At 65.9% G+C, this 18,279-nt stretch carries 16 protein-coding genes; all 16 read left to right on the plus strand.

The window, feature by feature from the left end:
* The first annotated feature begins 37 nt into the window (after nucleotides 1-37).
* Nucleotides 38-1,345 (plus strand): MFS transporter, encoded by a 1,308-nt coding sequence (locus tag AC2T4A_RS03915; protein ID WP_416743909.1) that lies wholly within the window; start codon nucleotides 38-40, stop codon nucleotides 1,343-1,345.
* Between the two features lie 231 nt (nucleotides 1,346-1,576).
* Nucleotides 1,577-2,260 carry an SDR family oxidoreductase gene (locus AC2T4A_RS03920; protein WP_486742766.1) on the plus strand — a complete coding sequence of 228 codons (684 nt, stop codon included), beginning with the start codon at nucleotides 1,577-1,579 and terminating at the stop codon, nucleotides 2,258-2,260.
* Nucleotides 2,261-2,411: 151 nt separating this feature from the next.
* Complete coding sequence (locus AC2T4A_RS03925; RefSeq protein ID WP_416743915.1) at nucleotides 2,412-3,770, plus strand: 8-oxoguanine deaminase; 1,359 nt, start codon at nucleotides 2,412-2,414, stop codon at nucleotides 3,768-3,770.
* A 1,046-nt stretch (nucleotides 3,771-4,816) separates the two neighbouring features.
* Nucleotides 4,817-5,569 carry a methyl-accepting chemotaxis protein gene (locus AC2T4A_RS03930; RefSeq protein ID WP_416744381.1) on the plus strand — a complete coding sequence of 251 codons (753 nt, stop codon included), beginning with the start codon at nucleotides 4,817-4,819 and terminating at the stop codon, nucleotides 5,567-5,569.
* A gap of 169 nt (nucleotides 5,570-5,738) precedes the next feature.
* On the plus strand, nucleotides 5,739-6,104 hold the full coding sequence (locus AC2T4A_RS03935) for a response regulator (protein ID WP_045213473.1): 366 nt from the start codon (nucleotides 5,739-5,741) through the stop codon (nucleotides 6,102-6,104).
* Nucleotides 6,105-6,115: 11 nt separating this feature from the next.
* The gene (locus AC2T4A_RS03940) at nucleotides 6,116-8,020 is read left to right on the plus strand and encodes a chemotaxis protein CheA (RefSeq protein WP_416743918.1); all 1,905 of its coding nucleotides are present in this window, start codon (nucleotides 6,116-6,118) and stop codon (nucleotides 8,018-8,020) included.
* Entirely contained in the window at nucleotides 8,007-8,492 is a 486-nt protein-coding gene (locus AC2T4A_RS03945) for a chemotaxis protein CheW (protein WP_416743920.1), read from the plus strand. The genes AC2T4A_RS03940 and AC2T4A_RS03945 overlap by 14 nt, the downstream gene beginning before the upstream one ends.
* A 21-nt stretch (nucleotides 8,493-8,513) precedes the next feature.
* Entirely contained in the window at nucleotides 8,514-10,538 is a 2,025-nt protein-coding gene (locus AC2T4A_RS03950) for a methyl-accepting chemotaxis protein (protein ID WP_416743922.1), read from the plus strand.
* 398 nt (nucleotides 10,539-10,936) lie between these two features.
* On the plus strand, nucleotides 10,937-11,779 hold the full coding sequence (locus AC2T4A_RS03955) for a CheR family methyltransferase (RefSeq protein ID WP_416743924.1): 843 nt from the start codon (nucleotides 10,937-10,939) through the stop codon (nucleotides 11,777-11,779).
* Nucleotides 11,779-12,372 (plus strand): chemoreceptor glutamine deamidase CheD, encoded by a 594-nt coding sequence (gene cheD, locus AC2T4A_RS03960; protein WP_416743926.1) that lies wholly within the window; start codon nucleotides 11,779-11,781, stop codon nucleotides 12,370-12,372. Before AC2T4A_RS03955 ends, cheD begins: the two co-directional genes overlap by 1 nt.
* A 15-nt stretch (nucleotides 12,373-12,387) precedes the next feature.
* Nucleotides 12,388-13,443: a protein-glutamate methylesterase/protein-glutamine glutaminase gene (locus AC2T4A_RS03965; RefSeq protein ID WP_416743928.1), complete on the plus strand. Its 1,056-nt coding sequence runs from the start codon at nucleotides 12,388-12,390 to the stop codon at nucleotides 13,441-13,443.
* Between the two features lie 190 nt (nucleotides 13,444-13,633).
* A complete protein-coding gene (siaA, locus tag AC2T4A_RS03970) occupies nucleotides 13,634-15,622 on the plus strand; it encodes a biofilm regulation protein phosphatase SiaA (RefSeq protein ID WP_416743930.1) in 1,989 nt (662 codons plus the stop codon).
* Between the two features lie 10 nt (nucleotides 15,623-15,632).
* Complete coding sequence (gene siaB / locus AC2T4A_RS03975) at nucleotides 15,633-16,175, plus strand: biofilm regulation protein kinase SiaB (protein ID WP_416743932.1); 543 nt, start codon at nucleotides 15,633-15,635, stop codon at nucleotides 16,173-16,175.
* A gap of 24 nt (nucleotides 16,176-16,199) precedes the next feature.
* Entirely contained in the window at nucleotides 16,200-16,580 is a 381-nt protein-coding gene (gene siaC, locus AC2T4A_RS03980) for a biofilm regulation phosphoprotein SiaC (protein WP_416743934.1), read from the plus strand.
* Nucleotides 16,581-16,585: 5 nt separating this feature from the next.
* Nucleotides 16,586-17,374: a biofilm regulation diguanylate cyclase SiaD gene (gene siaD, locus AC2T4A_RS03985; RefSeq protein ID WP_416743936.1), complete on the plus strand. Its 789-nt coding sequence runs from the start codon at nucleotides 16,586-16,588 to the stop codon at nucleotides 17,372-17,374.
* 81 nt (nucleotides 17,375-17,455) lie between these two features.
* On the plus strand, nucleotides 17,456-18,262 hold the full coding sequence (locus AC2T4A_RS03990; RefSeq protein WP_416743938.1) for an NYN domain-containing protein: 807 nt from the start codon (nucleotides 17,456-17,458) through the stop codon (nucleotides 18,260-18,262).
* Nucleotides 18,263-18,279 lie beyond the last annotated feature (17 nt).

Raw genomic sequence — 18,279 nt, forward strand, 5'->3', positions numbered from 1 at the left:
CGCACGCCTGACGACAACAACGACAAGAGGAATACCCATGGATAGCGCAAGCGCCGTCTCCGCTTCTGCCGCACCCCGCACGACTTCCCAGCGCATCAAGTCGATCTTCAGTGGCTCGGTCGGCAACCTGGTCGAGTGGTACGACTGGTACGTCTACGCCGCCTTCTCGCTGTACTTCGCCAAGGCGTTCTTCCCCCAGGGCGACATGACCGCCCAGTTGCTGAACACCGCCGCGATCTTCGCCGTGGGCTTCCTGATGCGCCCGATCGGCGGCTGGCTGATGGGTATCTATGCCGACCGCAAGGGCCGCAAGGCGGCGCTGCTGGCCTCGGTCCTGCTGATGTGCTTCGGCTCGCTGATCATCGCCCTGACCCCCAGCTATGAAACCATCGGCGTCGGCGCCCCGATCCTGCTGGTGCTCGCGCGCCTGCTGCAGGGCCTGTCGGTCGGCGGCGAATACGGCACGTCCGCGACCTACCTGAGCGAGATGGCCAACAAGGAGCAGCGCGGCTTCTTCTCCAGTTTCCAGTACGTGACCCTGATCTCCGGCCAGCTCATTGCCCTGGCGGTGCTGATCGTCCTGCAACAGACGCTGAGCGTCGAGCAGCTGGAAAGCTGGGGCTGGCGTATTCCGTTCTTCATCGGCGCGCTGTGCGCGGTCGTCGCCATGTTCCTGCGTCGCGGCATGGAAGAGACCGAGTCCTTCAGCACCAAGAAGGAAGAGCCCAAGGAAAGCCTGATGCGCTCGCTGATGCGCCATCCCAAGGAAGTGCTCACCGTGGTCGGCCTGACCATGGGCGGTACCCTGGCCTTCTACACCTACACCACGTACATGCAGAAGTACCTGGTGAACACCGTGGGCATGAGCAAGAACGACTCGACCATGATCTCGGCGGCCACGCTGTTCCTGTTCATGCTGCTGCAGCCGATCGTCGGCGCGCTCTCGGACAAGATCGGCCGTCGCCCGATCCTGATCGCCTTCGGCGTGCTGGGCACCGTGTTCACCTACCCGATCCTCAGCACCCTGCACACCATCGACACCTGGTGGGGCGCGTTCTTCCTGATCATGGCCGCGCTGGTCATCGTCAGCGGCTACACCTCGATCAACGCCGTGGTGAAGGCCGAGCTGTTCCCCACCGAGATCCGCGCCCTGGGCGTGGGCCTGCCGTACGCACTGACCGTGTCCATCTTCGGCGGCACCGCCGAGTACGTGGCGTTGTGGTTCAAGAGCATCGGCATGGAGAGCGGCTTCTACTGGTACGTCACCGCGTGCATCGCCTGCTCGCTGCTGGTCTATGTGACCATGAAGGACACCCAGAAACACTCGAAGATCACCACCGACTGATTGGGCTCCTTGCCCAGGCCCCGGCGCACACTCTCCGGGGCTTTTTATCCACAAGGCCCGGCATCTGCCGGGTCTTGTCGTTTGAGCTCTTCGCCGTCTGTAGGAGCGAGCTTGCTGGCGAACAAACCCCGCTGCGGACTCGGTTCGCGAGCAAGCTCGCTCCTACACGAACAGTGCCCTCATTCGGGTGGGTTATCCTTTTCCCATCCTTCCCTTCGCTGGAGCCCTGCCATGACCACCCCGAAATCCGCCCTGATCATCGGCGCCTCGCGCGGCCTCGGCCTGGGCCTGGTGCGCGAGCTGCTGGACCGCGGCTGGGACGTCACCGCCACCGTGCGCGACGTCGTCCATCCCGGCGAGCTGGCCAACCTGCCGGTGCGTGTCGAAGCCCTGCTGCTGGACGACATCCACTCCCAGGACCGCCTCGCCGAAGCCCTGGCCGGCGCGCACTTCGACCTCGTCTACATCAACGCCGGCATCTACGGCCCGCCGCACCAGTCGGCCATCGACGCCAGCCTTGCCGACGTCGGCCAATTGTTCATGGTCAATGCCATCGCCCCGCTGCGTCTGGCCGAACGCCTGCTGCCGCGGCTGAACGCGGACAACGGCGTGCTGGCCTTCATGACCTCCGAACTGGGCAGTGTCGCCGGCAACGAGTCCGGGGGCATGGCGCTGTACCGCGCGAGCAAGGCGGCGCTCAATTCGCTGACCCGCAGCTTCGTCGCCGAGCTGGGCGAAACCGGCATCACCGTGCTCAACCTGCACCCGGGCTGGGTGCGCACCGACATGGGCGGCGAATCCGCGCCGCTGGACGTGCAGACCAGCGTGAAGGGCCTTGCCGAGCAGATCGAAGGCCACGCCGGCCGTGGCGGGCAGTTCTACCTGGATTACCAGGGAACGACGATCGACTGGTGACGATCCGCCTCGTGGGCGTTACCATGCGCCCACGCCTGACTCCGAAGTCAGCGAACCTGGATCAGCAGACAGGGTGAACACTGAGCTGGCTTCCCATGAACCCATGGAGCCGGCTCGAACGAACGGCTCCGTCCGTTTGGAGAATTCATCCATGTCTTCCCCGCGTCTCTGGCTGCGCAACCCGCTGGCCATCTTCACCGCTAACGATCAGGACGCCCGTGGCGGCATCGTCGTCCAGGACGGCCGCATCGTCGAACTGGTCGCTGCCGGCCAGCAGCCCTCGACTCCCGTCCAGCAGACTTTCGACGCCAGCCAGCACGTGCTGACGCCCGGCCTGATCAACACCCACCACCACTTCTACCAGACCCTCACCCGCGCCTGGGCGCCGGTGGTGAACCAGCCGCTGTTCCCCTGGCTGAAGACCCTCTATCCGGTGTGGGCACGCCTGACGCCCGAGCAACTGGGCGTGGCCACCAAGGTGGCGCTGGCCGAGTTGCTGCTCTCGGGCTGCACCACCGCTGCCGACCACCACTACCTGTTCCCCGACGGCCTCGAGCAGGCCATCGACGTACAGGCCGGCGTGGTCCAGGAGCTGGGCATGCGCGCCATGCTCACCCGCGGCTCGATGAGCCTGGGCGAGGCCGATGGCGGCCTGCCGCCGCAACAGACCGTGCAGAGCGCCGAGGACATTCTCGACGACAGCCAGCGCCTGATCCGCGAGTATCACCAGCGCGGCGAAGGCGCCCAGGTGCAGATCGCCCTGGCGCCTTGCTCGCCGTTCTCGGTCACCCCGGAAATCATGCGCGCCAGCGCCGAACTGGCCGAGCGCGAGGACGTGCGCCTGCACACCCACCTGGCCGAAACCCTCGACGAAGAAGACTTCTGCCTGCAGCGTTTCGGCCAGCGCACCGTGGATTACCTGGACAGCGTCGGCTGGCTCGGTCCGCGCACCTGGCTGGCTCACGGCATCCACTTCAACGACGAGGAAATCCGCCGCCTGGGCGAAGCCGGCACCGGCGTCTGCCACTGCCCCAGCTCGAACATGCGCCTGGCCTCGGGCATCTGCCCGACCGTGGCGCTGGAAGCCGCCGGCGCGCCGGTGGGCATCGGCGTGGACGGCTCGGCCTCCAATGACGCCTCCAACATGATCCTCGAAGCCCGCCAGGCCCTGTACATCCAACGCCTGCGCTACGGCGCCGAACAGATCACCCCGGAACGTGCGCTGGGCTGGGCCACACGAGGTTCGGCGAAGCTCATCGGCCGCAGCGACATCGGTGAGCTGGCCGTGGGCAAGCAGGCCGACCTGGCCCTGTTCAAGCTTGACGAACTGCGCTTCTCCGGCAGCCACGACCCGCTGTCGGCCCTGCTGCTGTGCGGCGCCGACAAGGCTGACCGGATCATGATCGGCGGCACCTGGCGCGTGGTGGATGGTGAGGTGGAAGGCCTCGACCTCAAGCGCCTGATCGCCGACCACACCCAGGCGGCGCGCAAGCTGCTCGGGACGCTGTAAGCGTCAGCCGTCGTAGGAGCGAGCTTGCTCGCGAACGAATTTCCCGGCGGCACCGAGGTTGGGCGGTTCGCGAGCAAGCTCGCTCCTACACCAGAGACGGTGGTGCGGGGTTCAGCCCACGCGAGGGTGGGCTTTGGGTAGGAGCGGACTCCGTCCGCGATGTGCAACCGGCTTGCTCGGAGCGGCCGGAAATCGATCGCGGATGAATCCGCTCCTACGCACACCTCGACACCTGCAGGAGCGGGCCACCTGCGCAATCGCGCTCATGGCCACCAAACATCCAGCACCCCTTGCCGAACATTTTTCTCCACAGCCGGAGTGGCTCCGGATGCCATTCCAGCCGGCACGTTTTGTCATCGAAAAATCGCTACAGCCCGCGTCACACAAGGCCTGCGAGCTACCGCCCGTCGCCCTCCGAACAGCGACGATGAACGGCCATTCAGCGAAAACCCCTCTAGATCAAGGGTCTATCCCCGGTGACGGGAATATGCCGTCAGTTTGACATCACCGAGCGACACTCTAGTTTTAAATCGCTGGGCCGAATTCCTGCTCAAGACGTTGTCAGCAGCCGTTTGGCCCGGTTACCGGCGCCCGGCAATGGAGTGCACTTCATGCGCGATTCACAGTTGAACCCCCAGGCGGTTCAAGGAACCGGCCACGATTGGCCGCGGCGCCTCATCATTCAGTCCCTGCCCTGGGCAGTGGTCGCCGTGCTCTGCGCGGTCGGCGTGCCGTTCTGGTGGATGCTGCCGGTAGGCTGGCTCTCCAGCCTGGTATTGAGCAGCCTGCTGTGCGGCGCCAGCAAGACCACCGTCGATGCCAAGGCGACCACCCTGCACAACGACGATCTGCCGCACTGGCACCCATTGCAGGAAGCCGTGGAAAGCCACCTGGCCCAGCTCAACGGCCATACCCACCAGATCGACAACATCCTGCACCAGGCCATCCGCCAACTGACCGACAGCTTCCACGCCCTCGCCGATCGCGTGGACACCCAGCGTGGCCTGTCCCACTCGCTGATCGAGCGTTACGACGGCCGTGGCCACATGGACGGCGACATCGACTTCCAACGCTTCATCCACGCCACCCAGGAAACCCTCGGGCTGTTCGTCGAAGCCACCCTGGAGACCAGCCGCACCTCGCAGCAACTGGTGCAGCGTATGGACCGCGTGACCCACAAGATCGCCGAGATCCTGCAGTCCACCCAGGACATGGATGCCATCGCCAAGCAGACCAACCTGCTGGCCCTCAACGCCGCCATCGAGGCCGCCCGCGCCGGCGAAAGCGGCCGAGGTTTCGCGGTGGTGGCCGACGAGGTGCGCGCGCTGTCGACCCGCTCCACGCACTTCTCCCAGGCCATCCGCGAACACGTCGACGTGGTCTACCACGAGATCAAGGATGCCGAAGGCGCCATCAGCCAACTGGCCGACAAGGACATGACCTTCGCCCTGGATTCGCGGCAGAAGATCCAGCACATGCTCGATGACCTCGACGCCATGAACCAGCACACCGTGAAGGTGGTACAGGAGCTGGACCGCATCTCCCTGGAAGTGGGCGACGGCGTCAACGCCGCGGTCACCGCCCTGCAGTTCCAGGACATGAGCAGCCAGCTGCTCGGCCAGATCGGCAAGCATAGCGCCCGTCTCGGCGCCCTCGCCGTCGGCCTGGGCGCGCTGGATGGCCGCGAGCCCGGCGAGTGGGGCGAGCGCCTGCGCGGCGAAGTCGCTGAACTCGGCCGCCCCCTGAGCAACCCGGTCGCCCAGACCAGCCTCAGCGCTGGCGAGGTCGAACTGTTCTGAACTGAAGGCAAGGCAGGAGTCCCGACATGCTGCAGTCCGTCTTCGAATACCTGGCCAATCTCGCCCTCATCGGCTGAGCCCCACACACCATTTCCGCGCGCCGGGATGGCGCGAGTTTCTGTGCGCCTGGCGACAACAAACGCATTGCAATCCGAGGAGAACCAACGCAATGGGAAAGCAGATTCTGATCGTCGATGACTCGGCCTCGATCCGGCAGATGCTGAGCTTCACGCTCAAGTCCGCCGGCTACGAAGTGGACGAGGCCGTGGACGGCAAGGACGGCCTGGGCAAGGCCCAGCGCAAGACCTACAACCTGGTCTTCACCGACCAGAACATGCCCAACATGGACGGCCTGACACTGATCCGCAGCCTGCGCGACATGGCCGGCTACCGTGGCACGCCGATCCTCATGCTCACCACCGAATCCAGCGATGCCATGAAACAGCAGGGCAAGAGCGCGGGCGCCACCGGCTGGCTGGTCAAGCCGTTCGACCCGCCGAAACTGCTGGAAGTGACCCGCAAGGTCCTGCCCTAGGGGAACCCTGAATGGCTACCGGTATGGAGCAATTCCTCCAGGTCTTCTTCGAGGAAACCGATGAGCACCTGGCGACTCTCGAACTCCTGCTGATCGGGCTCGACCTCGATCAGCCGGACGCCGAGACGCTCAATGGCATATTCCGCGCCGCCCACTCGATCAAGGGCTCCAGCGGCATGTTCGGCTTCGACGACCTGACCGCCGTGACCCACGAGCTGGAGACCCTGCTCGACCGCATCCGCTGCGGGCAGACCGCCCTGCACGTGGACATGATCGGCGTGTTCCTCGAAGCCCGCGACGTATTGCAACGCCTGCTCGATGCGCACCGCAGCCAGGTGCCCGATCCGGACGTACCGGTAGCCACCACCGTGGAGCGCCTGCGCGCCTGGCTGGTGGAGCCTGTTGCGGCGGCCGATAACGGCTTCGGCTTGTTCGAGGAGGCTCCCGCGGCAGCTCAAACCAGCCCTGGCAGCGCCGAGGAATTCGGCTTCTTCGACGATGCGCCCGGCACACCCGGCGCCAGCCAAACCAGCGCGGGAAGCGACGATGACTTCGGCTTCTTCGACGACGCACCCGGCGCCCCGGACACCACGCCCGTCGAACCCTACGGCATCTTCGACAAGGCACCCGGCGCTCCTGTCACGACGGCTCAGGTGGTCGCCAGCGAAGCGCCCAAGGCTGCCCCCGTTGCCAGCAAACCCGCTGCCGCACCCCGCACCGACAGCGAATCCAGCTCAATCCGCGTCAGCGTCGAGAAGATCGACAGCCTGATCAACCTGGTGGGCGAGCTGGTGATCACCCAGGCCATGCTCAGCCAGCTCAGCGAGGACCTCGACCCCACCCACTTCGAGCGCCTGCAGCAGGCCCTGGCGCAACTGGAACACAACACCCGCGACCTGCAGGAATCGGTGATGTCGATCCGCATGCTGCCGATCAGCTTCATTTTCAGCCGCTTCCCGCGCCTGGTGCACGACACCTCCGCGCGCCTGGGCAAGCAGGTCGAACTGATCCTGCAGGGCGAGCACACCGAGTTGGACAAGAGCGTCATCGAGAAGCTCAGCGACCCACTCACCCACATCGTCCGCAACAGCATCGACCACGGTATCGAGACGCCCGCCGAACGCCTGGCCGCCGGCAAGCCGGCCCAGGGCTCGGTGAAGCTCGCCGCCAGCCACCAGGGCGGCAGCGTGGTGGTAGAAATCTCCGATGACGGTCGCGGCCTGTCCCGCGAGCGCATCCTCGCCAAGGCCCGCGAGAAGGGCCTGCCGGTGCACGATGGGATGACCGATGCGGACGTCTGGCAACTGATCTTCATGCCGGGCTTCTCCACCGCCGAGGCGGTCACCGAGCTGTCCGGTCGGGGCGTGGGCATGGACGTGGTACGGCGCAACATCCAGGCCATGGGCGGGCGCATCGACATCGATTCGGCGCCCGGCATGGGCACCCGCATGAGCATCCGCCTGCCGCTGACCCTGGCCATCCTCGACGGCCTGATCGTCGCCGTGGAGCAGGTCAACTATGTGGTGCCGCTGACCTACATCGTCGAATCGCTGCAGGCCCGCGCCGACGACGTGCGCGGCCTGGCCGGCGAGGAATCGACGGTGATCCGCGTACGCGGCGAATACCTGCCGCTGTTCTCCCTCAACCAGTTGCTGCGCATCGGCGCGGCGCCCGTGCCACCGGAGCAGGGGATTGTGGTGATCCTCGAATCCGAAGGCCGGAGCTTCGCCCTGCAGGTGGACGAACTGGTCGGCCAGCAGCAGGTGGTGATCAAGAGCCTGGAACAGAATTTCCGCCGGATCGACGGGATCGCCGGCGCCACCATCATGGGCGACGGCAGCGTCGCCCTGATCCTCGATGTCGATGCCCTGCCGCGTCTGGCAGCACAAGGAGAATCCACCCATGAGCGCAGCTGAAGCCAGCGCAGCGAGCAGCCCGGTGCAGGAGTACCTGACCTTCACCCTGGGCCGTGAGGAATACGCCATCGACATCCTGCGCGTGCAGGAGATCCGTGGTTACGACCAGGTCACGGCGATCGCCAACGCCCCCGCCTTCATCAAGGGCGTGATCAACCTGCGCGGCGCCATCGTTCCCATCGTCGACCTGCGCATCAAGTTCAACCTGGCCGACATCAGCTACGACCAGTTCACCGTGGTGATCATCCTCAACGTCGGCCGGCGCATCGTCGGTGCGGTGGTGGATTCGGTCTCCGACGTGATCGCCCTGGCCGGCGAGGAGATCAAGCCGCGCCCGGAATTCGCCGCCAGCTTCGACACCGAGTACCTGTTGGGCCTGGCCACCCTGGGTGAGCGGATGCTCATCCTGGTGGACATCGAAAAACTCATGACCAGCCGTGAAATGGCGCTGGTCGACGAAACCGCCGCCTGATCGCGACCGAGGATAATCAACATGGGTCTGTTCAACGCACACGCCGTGGCGCAGCAACGCGCCGACCGCATCACCGCCATCCTCCACAGCCTGGTGGACGGCAACCTCGACCTCGCCATCGGCGATGCCCCCGCCGCCGGCTATGAGCGCCTCTACGACGGGCTGCGCGGAATCCAGCGCAGCCTGCGCGAGCAACGCGCCGAGCAGGCCCAGGTGGAAGCCCTGGAAGCGGGCCTGGTGGAAATGACCCGCCAGCACGAACTGGGCTGGATCGACGAGGTGATCCCGGTGGACAAGTTCGCCGGCCGACCGGCGCGCATCGCCAAGGGCATCAATGACCTGGTTGCCGCGCACATCGCGGTGAAGATGCGGGTCGTCGCCACCGTCACCGCCTACGGCAAGGGCGACTACTCGGTGGAAATGGACCGCCTGCCGGGCAAGAAAGCCATCATCACCGAGGCCATCGACGGCGTGCGCAGCAGCCTGAAGGCCAACGCCGATGCCGCCGAGTACAACGCACGGATCAAGAGCGCGCTGGATAACGTCTCGGCCAACGTGATGATCGCCAACAACGATCTCGAGATCATCTACATGAACCGCACGGTGACCGAGATGCTCGGCAACGCCGAGGCCGACATCCGCAAGCAGCTGCCGAACTTCAACGCCAGCCGCCTGATGGGCGCCAACATCGACATGTTCCACAAGAACCCGGCGCACCAGCGCGGCATGCTCGCGCACCTGACCGCACGGCATAAGGCCGAACTGAACCTGGGTGGCCGCCGCTTCGCCCTGGACGTGGTGCCGGTGTTCAACGATGCCGGCGAGCGCCTGGGTTCGGCCGTGCAGTGGACCGACCGCACCGAGGAGTTCCGCGCCGAGCAGGAAGTCTCGCAACTGGTGGACGCCGCTGTTGCCGGTGACTTCACCAAGCGCATCGAGGCCTCGAACAAGGAGGGCTTCTTCCTGAAGATCGCCACCGGCCTGAACAACCTGGTGGATACCGCCGACAAGGGCCTGCGCGATGTCACCCGCGTGCTCGGCGCACTGGCCCAGGGCGACCTGACCCAGCGCATCGACGCCGACTACCAGGGCACCTTCGGCGAGCTCAAGGACTACGCCAACGAGACCGCACAGAGCCTGTCGCGCATGCTCGGGCAGATTCGCGAAGCCGCCGACACCATCCACACCGCCGCCAGCGAGATCGCCAGCGGCAACGCCGAACTCTCCACCCGCACCGAGCAGCAGGCGTCGAGCCTGGAGGAAACCGCGTCGAGCATGGAGGAGCTGACCAGCACCGTGAAGCTCAACGCCGAGAACGCCCGCCAGGCCAACTCGCTGGCGGTGAACGCCTCCGAAGTCGCCACCGAAGGCGGTAGCGTGGTGCAGAAGGTGGTGGGCACCATGTCCGCGATCAACGACTCGGCGCGCAAGATCGCCGACATCATCGGGGTGATCGACGGCATCGCCTTCCAGACCAACATCCTCGCGCTCAACGCCGCGGTAGAAGCGGCGCGCGCCGGCGAGCAGGGCCGCGGCTTCGCGGTGGTGGCCGGTGAGGTGCGCACCCTGGCGCAGCGCTCCGCCGCCGCCGCCAAGGAGATCAAGACGCTGATCAACGACTCGGTGGACAAGGTCGAGAGCGGCAACACCCTGGTCGCCCAGGCCGGCCAGACCATGAGCGACATCGTGGTGGCGATCAAGCGCGTCACCGACATCATGGCCGAGATCGCCGCCGCTTCCGCCGAGCAGAGCAGCGGCATCGAGGAAGTGAACGGCGCCGTGTCGCAGATGGACGAGATGACCCAGCAGAACGCCGCACTGGTGGAAGAAGCCGCCGCCTCGGCCGAGGCCCTGCAGGAGCAGGCCGGCATGCTCAACCAGCAGGTTGCGGTGTTCAAGCTGGAAACCATCGCGGCCACCGTGGTGCCGCTGGCTTCCGCCCGCCCGGCCCGCGCCGAACCGGCCGCGCACACCTCGCGCGCCGCCCGCGGCGTGGCCAAGGCGGTGCGCGCCAAGGGCAAGGAAGACGACTGGGAAGAGTTCTGATCGGGCGGGGCTGAGGGATGGCGGCGGCCGGAGCAATGGGAGGGCCGGTTGCCGCGCGCGGACCAGGGATGGTCTGGGATGGACTCTGTGCCATGCAGAGCCCCTCTCCCTAACCCTCTCCCTGAAGGGAGAGGGGACTGTATGGCATCAAGCGGAGCACCGTAGATCCCGGCAACGTCGAACGGCTCCCTCTGCCTTCAGGGAGAGGAACCGTATGGCATCAAGCGGAGCACCGTCGATCCCGGCAACGCCGAACGGCTCCCTCTCCCTTCAGGGAGAGGGCGGGGGAGAGGGTAAGACCCCGCGCAGAAGTTTCCCGAACCACCGAATGTGGTAGGGCGCATAACACCACAAGCGTTATCCGCCCTACGCAACCCGCTCACCACCGAGACAACCCGATGTCGATCAACCTGCCCGCCCCCGAGCACGAATTCCACTACACCCGCCGGGACTTCCAGCAGGTACGTGAGCGCTTGTATCGGCATGCCGGCATCAGCCTCTCGGAAAACAAGCAGCAGCTGGTCTACAGCCGCCTGTCTCGGCGCCTGCGCAGCCTGCGCCTGGGCAGCTTCGCCGAGTACTTCGCCTACCTGGAGGCTCACGAGGAAGAGTGGCAGCAATTCGTCAACGCACTGACCACCAACCTCACCGCCTTCTTCCGCGAGAAGCACCATTTCGACCACCTCGGCCGCTTCGCTGCCGAACAGTTGCAGGACCACCAGCCGCTGCGCTTCTGGTCCACCGCCTCGAGCACCGGCGAGGAGCCCTACTCCATGGCCATGACCCTGGTGGACGCACTGGGCAGCTTCGCCCCGCCCGTGGAGCTGATCGCTTCGGACATCGACACCGGCGTGCTCGGCCAGGCGCGCCAGGGCATCTACCCGTTGGAGCGCATCGAAGCGCTGAGCCCCGCGCAGAAGAAGCGATTCTTCCTCCGTGGCACCGGCGGCAACGCCGGCAAGGCACGGGTGGTGCGCGAGCTGCGGCAGATGATCGACTACCGGCAGATCAACCTGCTCGACCGTGACTGGGGCATCCCCGGCAGCCTGGACGCGATCTTCTGCCGCAACGTGATGATCTATTTCGACAAGCCGACCCAGACCCGGCTGCTCGAACGCATGGTGCGCCTGCTGCGGCCCGGCGGGCTGTTCTTCGCCGGGCACTCGGAAAACTTCGTCCACGCCAATCACCTGGTTCGTTCGGTGGGCCGCACTACCTACCAGGCGGTGGGGAATCACTGATGGGCGCAGCCCTGGACCAACCCAATCGCTACTACGACCCGCGCTTCGGCATGGAAGCGGTGAAGCTGCTGCCCGGCGAGTGCTACGTCACCGCCGAGCCGGTGATGCTGGTTACCGTGCTGGGTTCCTGCGTCTCGGTGTGTCTGCGCGACCGCAGCAGCGGGCTGGGCGGCATGAACCACTTCATGCTGCCCGGCGACACCGGCGTGCAGGGCCTGATGTCCAATTCCGGGCGCTACGGCGTGCACGCCATGGACCTGCTGATCAACGGCCTGATGCGCCGCGGCGGCCAGCGCCGGCACTTCGAGGCCAAGGTGTTCGGCGGTGGCTCGGTGCTGAAGAACCTCAGCGCCGACGTCGGCCAGCGCAACGTCGAATTCGTCCTGCAGTACCTGGACGACGAGGGCATCCCGCTGGCCGCCCAGGACCTGCTCGACGTGTACCCGCGCAAGGTCTACTTCTTCCCCGGCAGCGGCCGGGTGCTGGTGCGCAAGTTGCGCACCCTGGCCAACGACACGGTGCTGCAGCGCGAGCAGCAGTACTGCCAGCAACTGTCCCGCCGGGAGCGCGGCGGGAGCATCGACCTGTTCTGAACGGAGGGACGCCCGATGGCCGTCAAGGTCCTGATCGTCGACGACTCGGCGCTGATTCGCAGCCTGCTCAAGGACATCATCCAGAACGACCCGGAGCTGCAACTGGTGGGCGCCGCGCCCGACGCTTTCGTCGCCCGCGACCTGATCAAGCAGCACGCGCCGGACGTCATCACCCTCGACGTCGAGATGCCGCGCATGGATGGCCTGACCTTCCTCGACAAGCTGATGAAGGGCCGGCCGACACCGGTGCTGATGATCTCCTCGCTGACCGAGAAAGGCTCCGAAGCCACCCTGCGCGCCCTGGAACTGGGCGCCATCGACTTCATCGCCAAGCCGCGCCTGGGGATTGCCGAAGGCATGCAGGCCTACGCCGAGGAAATCTGCGCCAAGCTCAAGACCGCCGCGCGTGCCCGATTGCCCCGCGCCCGCCCTGCCACCTCGGCCGGCGCACCGGCAACGAGCAGCGCGCCGCTGCTGAGCACCGAAAAGATCTTTGCCATCGGCGCCTCCACCGGCGGCACCGAGGCGATCAAGGAGGTCCTGTTGGGCCTGCCGCCGGATTCCCCCGGTACCGTCGTCACCCTGCACATGCCGCCGGGTTTCACCAAGTCCTACGCCGACCGGCTCGACCGTCAGACGCGCCTGTCCGTGCGCGAAGCCCGCGACGGCGACCGCATCCTCCCCGGCCACGTTCTGCTCGCCCCCGGCGATTACCACATGGAAGTGCAGCGCAGCGGCGCCAACTATGTCGTGCGCCTGCACCGCGAGGCAGCGGTGAACGGCCACCGCCCGGCGGTGGACGTGATGTTCAACTCCCTTGCCCGCTGTGCCGGGCGCAATCTCATTGCCGCACTGCTCACCGGCATGGGCAAGGATGGGGCCCGCGGCTTGCAGGCAATCCGCCAGGCCGGCGGCCATACCGTCGCCCAGGACGAAGCCACCTGTGTGGTCTACGGCATGCCGCGCGAAGCGGTCGAGTTGGGCGCGGCCAAGGAAATCCTCCCGCTGGAGCGCATAGCTGGCTCGCTCCTACAGCAGGCACGCCAGAGCGGAAGTGGGAACCGTGTCTAGTTATGAGGGAATCATCCCGCACCGCTGCGCGACTTTTCACACAGAGTCTAGACTCAGGCCAATTGACCGGCGCCAATAATATGGCGATTCGATATCAATTTGGTTTGATTGTGCCCGTATACAAAATGCACAATTGAGCTTTCGCCAAAAGACCGGCACACGGCGGGCGACACGGGGAATAAAGATAGCCATGGCGGCAAGATGGGGGTTGCGCGGCAAATCGGTGGTGGCACTGCTCATCGCCTGTCTCCTGGCGCTGGTACCGGCAGTGATGCTGGGCTGGAAGGCCATGGAGGACATCCGCACGCATTTCGGCCTCGCCTTCGCGAGAAACTTCACGCTGCTCAACCAGCAGAAGATCATCGCACCGGTGATCCGCGAGCTCGCGCTGTCGCGGCGCCTCGCCGAGTCCGTGGTGACGCAGGACTGGCTGCTGGCCGAGAATGACCCGGCGCGCCGTTCGCTGTTCTTCCGTGAAGCCGAAGGCTTCCGCGCGGACCAGCACAACTACTCCTACTTCGTCGTGGTGGACGCCTCGCGCCACTACTACTTCAACGACTCCAGCTCGCCGCTCTCCAACTCCCCGCGCTATACCCTGAGCCGGGACGACCCCAAGGACTCCTGGTACTTCGACACCCTCGCGCGCGACGAGCCGTACAACATCAACGTCGACTACAACGAGAAGCTCAAGGTCACCAAGGTCTGGTTCAACATGGTGGTGCGCGCCGGCAACGAAAAAGTCGGCCTGGCCGGCGGCGGCCTCGACCTTACCGAGTTCCTCGACCAGTTCATCTCGCGGCGCGAGGCCGGGGTGACGCCGATGATCGTCGACCCCGAGGGCGCCATCCAGGCGCATCCGGACACCCGGCTGATCGCCTACAACTCAGGCTCCAGCGGTCAGGCCAAGCACCACGTCTACGACCTGCTGGGCAATGACCAGGAGCGCACCGCGCTACGCCAGACCCTGCGCCAGGCCGAAGCCAACCCTGGCGAAGTCGAGACGATGTGGGTCACCATCGACGGCAAGGAACAGCTCCTGGCCACCGCCTATATCCCGCAATTGCGCTGGCACGTGCTCAGCGCCATCGACCTGCATGCCGCCCAGGTCCTCGACAGCCGCTGGATCTGGCCGCTGGCGGGGACCCTCGCCGGGCTGCTGGCGATCCTGCTGATCGGCTTCGCCTACACCGTCGACCTGCTGGTACTGCGCCCACTGCGCGGCCTCAAGCAGTCGGCCAAGGCGATTGCCGCCGGGCAGTACGACAGCCCGCTGCCGCGCACCCGCCCGGACGAGATCGGCGAACTCTCCAGCGCCTTCGCCAGCATGGCCGACCAGGTCCGCCGGCACACCGAAGAGCTCGAAGACAAGGTCCAGCAGCGCACCCAGGCCCTCGAAGCGGCCAACCGCGAAATGGCCGCCGCGCAGAAGAAGATCGGCGACTCCATCGACTACGCCAGCCTGATCCAGCGCGCGATCCTTCCCGACCGCCAGCTGCAGGCATCCCTGGGCGAGCACCACTTCGTCCTGTGGAAACCGCGCGACGTGGTCGGCGGCGACTTCTACATCTACCGCGAAGGCCCCGTCGACAGCCTGATTGGCGTGGTCGACTGCGCCGGCCACGGCGTGCCTGGCGCGCTGATGACCATGCTCGCCCTGGCCGCCATCGACCACGCCATCGACAGCGTGAGGAGCCACGACCCGGCCGCCATCCTGCGCGAGACCGACCACGTGATGCGCGGCATGCTCGGCCAGGAGGAATTCACCCACTCGCTGGCCACCAACATGGACGCGGGCCTGGTGCGCGTCGACCACCAGCGCAAGCTGCTGCACTTCTCCGGCGCGAAGATTTCCCTGTTCGCCAGCGACGGCAACGACGTGCGCGAATACAAGGGCGCGCGCCGCGCCATCGGCGACAAGCGCCAGGGCGACTATCAGGACGTTGAAATCCCGATGGAAGCCGGCTGGACCTATTACCTGTGCACCGACGGCTTCCTCGATCAGGCCGGCGGCGAGCACGGCTTCGGCTTCGGCAACAGCCGCTTCGCCGACCTGCTGCGCAACCACGCGCGCCGTCCGCTGGCCGAGCAGGCCGACGTGTTTGCCGCTACCCTCGCCCAGTACCAGGGCGAGCAGCCGCAGCGCGACGACATCACCATTCTCTCTTTCCGCTTCGACTAGGGGTTAATCCATGGAATCGCTAGATCTGTTGGCCATGCGCGAGAGCTTCACCCGGCAACGCATATTGCTCTGCTTCAACGGGCCCATTTCGCGCAGCCTGATCGAGGAAATCGGCCACGCGCTGCGCAACTACCTGCAAGCCGAGCAGGCGCATCCCAGCGAAGCGATGGACGTGTTCGCCGTCTACATCGAGATGACCCAGAACATCCGCCACTACGCCACCCAGCGCGGCTACAACGACCAGGAGGCCTCGGCCACCGTGGCGATCGCCCGCGATGACGAAGGCCACTACGTGGTCTCCGCCGGAAACCTGGTAGAGCTGGCCGACGGCCAGGGCCTGGTGCGCAGCATCGAAGCCATCGCCGGGTTGGACAAGGCCCAGCTCAAGGCGGCCTATAAGGAGCAGCTGCGCCGCCCGCGCGACGCAGAAGCTTCCACTGGAGCGGGCCTTGGCCTGCTGGACATCGCCCGCAAGTCCAGCGCGCCGCTCAAGACCTCCCTCACCGAACAACCCGACGGCCGCGCCTTCTTCAGCCTGCGCGCCGTGATCTGATTTGCGAATTCAGGAAGACCCGACATGAGCGATCTCCACGTCAACGGTACCCAATCCACCCCACAGATCCACGGCGACTGGCAGGCCGGCATCCTCGCGATGCAGGGCGACTCCTACCCGGAAAATTCCTTTGAGCTGTTCGGCCAGGTCATCGAATGGGTCGAACGCTTCCTCACCCAGGAACAGCGCCCGTTGGAACTCGACCTGCGCCTGCTGTACCTCAACACCAGCTCGATCAAGGCCATGATGGACATCTTCGACCTGCTCGAAGAAGCCCACCGCGAAGGCCGCAGCGCCAGCGTCGCCTGGCACTACGACCGACGCAACGAGCGCGTCGCCGAACTGGCCGAGGAATTCCGCGAGGACTGTACCTTCCCGTTCGTCATCCAAGCCTACGACGAGTAAGAGCCATGACTAGCGAGCGCGAGCTGGACCTGCTGATCGAAGACCTGCTGGCCGACCCACAGTACGAAGGGCACCCTCTGCGCGAGGCCCTGTACCAGAAGCACCAGCAATCCCTCGACCAGCTCGCGCGCCTGGAGCGCATCGCGCGGATTTCCGACGGCTTCCAGTCCATGGCCCGGCAGCAGAACAGCACCCTGTCCGAGCGTTACCACAAGCAGTTGCGCCAGCTGGAAAAGGTTGCGCGCATCTCCGACCGCTACCAGGACATGATGCGCGACCTCAACGTCGCGCTGAAGGAAGCCTCGACCCACGACACCCTCACCGGCATCGCCAACCGCCGCCTGCTGATGGAGCGCCTGCGCGAGGAAAGCGAACGCGCCCAGCGCCATGGCGAGTCCTACGTGCTGGCCATGCTCGACGTCGACCGCTTCAAGCAGGTCAACGACACCTGGGGCCACGAGGTCGGCGACCGCGTGCTGGTGGAAATCGGCCGCGCGATGGAGTCGGCCCTGCGCCAGTACGACCTTTGCGGCCGCTGGGGCGGTGAGGAATTCCTGCTGATCCTCCCCGACACCCGCCTGAACGATGCCGCCGCGATCATCGAGCGCGTACGCAACGACATCCGCTGCCTGGCCGTGCGCGTGGGCACCAACGCGCTTTCCGTCACCGCCAGCTTCGGCGTCGCCGAGCATCATCCGGGCGAGAGCTACTCGCAGACCCTCAGCCGCGCCGACGCCGCCCTGCTCGACGCCAAGCGCAGCGGGCGCGACAAGTGCGAGTTCGCCACGGCCTGACTCCGCACCGGCGCGCCCACGCAGGTGGCATCTCCCGGCCAATCCGATTAAGGTCCCTGGAACACCTGGAAAGGACGCAGCATGGCCACCAAAACCTCCACTCCGCGCCAGCAGACCCATCTCGCCGTCCTGATCGACGCCGATAACGCGCCCGCCGCCATTGTCGAAGGCCTGTTCGAGGAGATCGCCAAGTACGGCGTCGCCAGCGTCAAACGCATCTACGGTGACTGGACCAAGCCCAACCTGGGCAAGTGGAAGCAGGTATTGCTGGACCACTCCATCCAGCCCATGCAGCAGTTCGCCTACACCAGCGGCAAGAACGCCACCGACAGCGCGCTGATCATCGACGCCATGGACCTGCTCTACACCCGTCGCTTCGACGGCTTCTGCCTGGTCTCCAGCGACAGCGACTTCACCCGCCTGGCCGCGCGCCTGCGCGAGGAAGGGCTGACCGTCTACGGCTTCGGCGAGGAGAAGACGCCCAAGCCGTTCGTTTCCGCCTGCGACAAGTTCATCTACACCGAAATCCTCCGCGCAGCGCCTGAAGCGACCGTCGAACCGGTGCCCGTCACCGACAAGAACTCCGCCCCGAGCGCCAATGACACGCCCAAGCCCGCCGCCAAACCCAAGTCGCAGAAGGTCCCACTGGACTTCATCGCCAAAGTGCTCGACGACATCGATGGCGACGATGACGACTGGGTCCAACTGGGCGCCCTCGGGCAGAACATCAGCAAGCTGCAGCCTGCCTTCGATCCGCGCCTTTACGGCTTCAAGAAGCTCAGCGACCTGATCAAGGGCCACCCCAAGCGCTTCGAGCTGCAGGCACGCGGCACCAGTGGTACCGGCGGCAAGGACCTTTACGTACGCAATGTGAGCGCCGCGCGCTGAGAGCATCACGACACTGC

This window comes from Pseudomonas sp. PVC-3-1, assembly GCF_057444315.1.

Bases quoted from the DNA above. Each gene is read 5' to 3' on its own strand.
- AC2T4A_RS03915 (WP_416743909.1), top strand. From the start codon at position 38: ATGGATAGCGCAAGCGCCGTCTCCGCTTCTGCCGCACCCCGCACGACT.
- AC2T4A_RS03920 (WP_486742766.1), top strand. From the start codon at position 1,577: ATGACCACCCCGAAATCCGCCCTGATCATCGGCGCCTCGCGCGGCCTC.
- AC2T4A_RS03925 (WP_416743915.1), top strand. From the start codon at position 2,412: ATGTCTTCCCCGCGTCTCTGGCTGCGCAACCCGCTGGCCATCTTCACC.
- AC2T4A_RS03930 (WP_416744381.1), top strand. From the start codon at position 4,817: ATGGACGGCGACATCGACTTCCAACGCTTCATCCACGCCACCCAGGAA.
- AC2T4A_RS03935 (WP_045213473.1), top strand. From the start codon at position 5,739: ATGGGAAAGCAGATTCTGATCGTCGATGACTCGGCCTCGATCCGGCAG.
- AC2T4A_RS03940 (WP_416743918.1), top strand. From the start codon at position 6,116: ATGGCTACCGGTATGGAGCAATTCCTCCAGGTCTTCTTCGAGGAAACC.
- AC2T4A_RS03945 (WP_416743920.1), top strand. From the start codon at position 8,007: ATGAGCGCAGCTGAAGCCAGCGCAGCGAGCAGCCCGGTGCAGGAGTAC.
- AC2T4A_RS03950 (WP_416743922.1), top strand. From the start codon at position 8,514: ATGGGTCTGTTCAACGCACACGCCGTGGCGCAGCAACGCGCCGACCGC.
- AC2T4A_RS03955 (WP_416743924.1), top strand. From the start codon at position 10,937: ATGTCGATCAACCTGCCCGCCCCCGAGCACGAATTCCACTACACCCGC.
- cheD (WP_416743926.1), top strand. From the start codon at position 11,779: ATGGGCGCAGCCCTGGACCAACCCAATCGCTACTACGACCCGCGCTTC.
- AC2T4A_RS03965 (WP_416743928.1), top strand. From the start codon at position 12,388: ATGGCCGTCAAGGTCCTGATCGTCGACGACTCGGCGCTGATTCGCAGC.
- siaA (WP_416743930.1), top strand. From the start codon at position 13,634: ATGGCGGCAAGATGGGGGTTGCGCGGCAAATCGGTGGTGGCACTGCTC.
- siaB (WP_416743932.1), top strand. From the start codon at position 15,633: ATGGAATCGCTAGATCTGTTGGCCATGCGCGAGAGCTTCACCCGGCAA.
- siaC (WP_416743934.1), top strand. From the start codon at position 16,200: ATGAGCGATCTCCACGTCAACGGTACCCAATCCACCCCACAGATCCAC.
- siaD (WP_416743936.1), top strand. From the start codon at position 16,586: ATGACTAGCGAGCGCGAGCTGGACCTGCTGATCGAAGACCTGCTGGCC.
- AC2T4A_RS03990 (WP_416743938.1), top strand. From the start codon at position 17,456: ATGGCCACCAAAACCTCCACTCCGCGCCAGCAGACCCATCTCGCCGTC.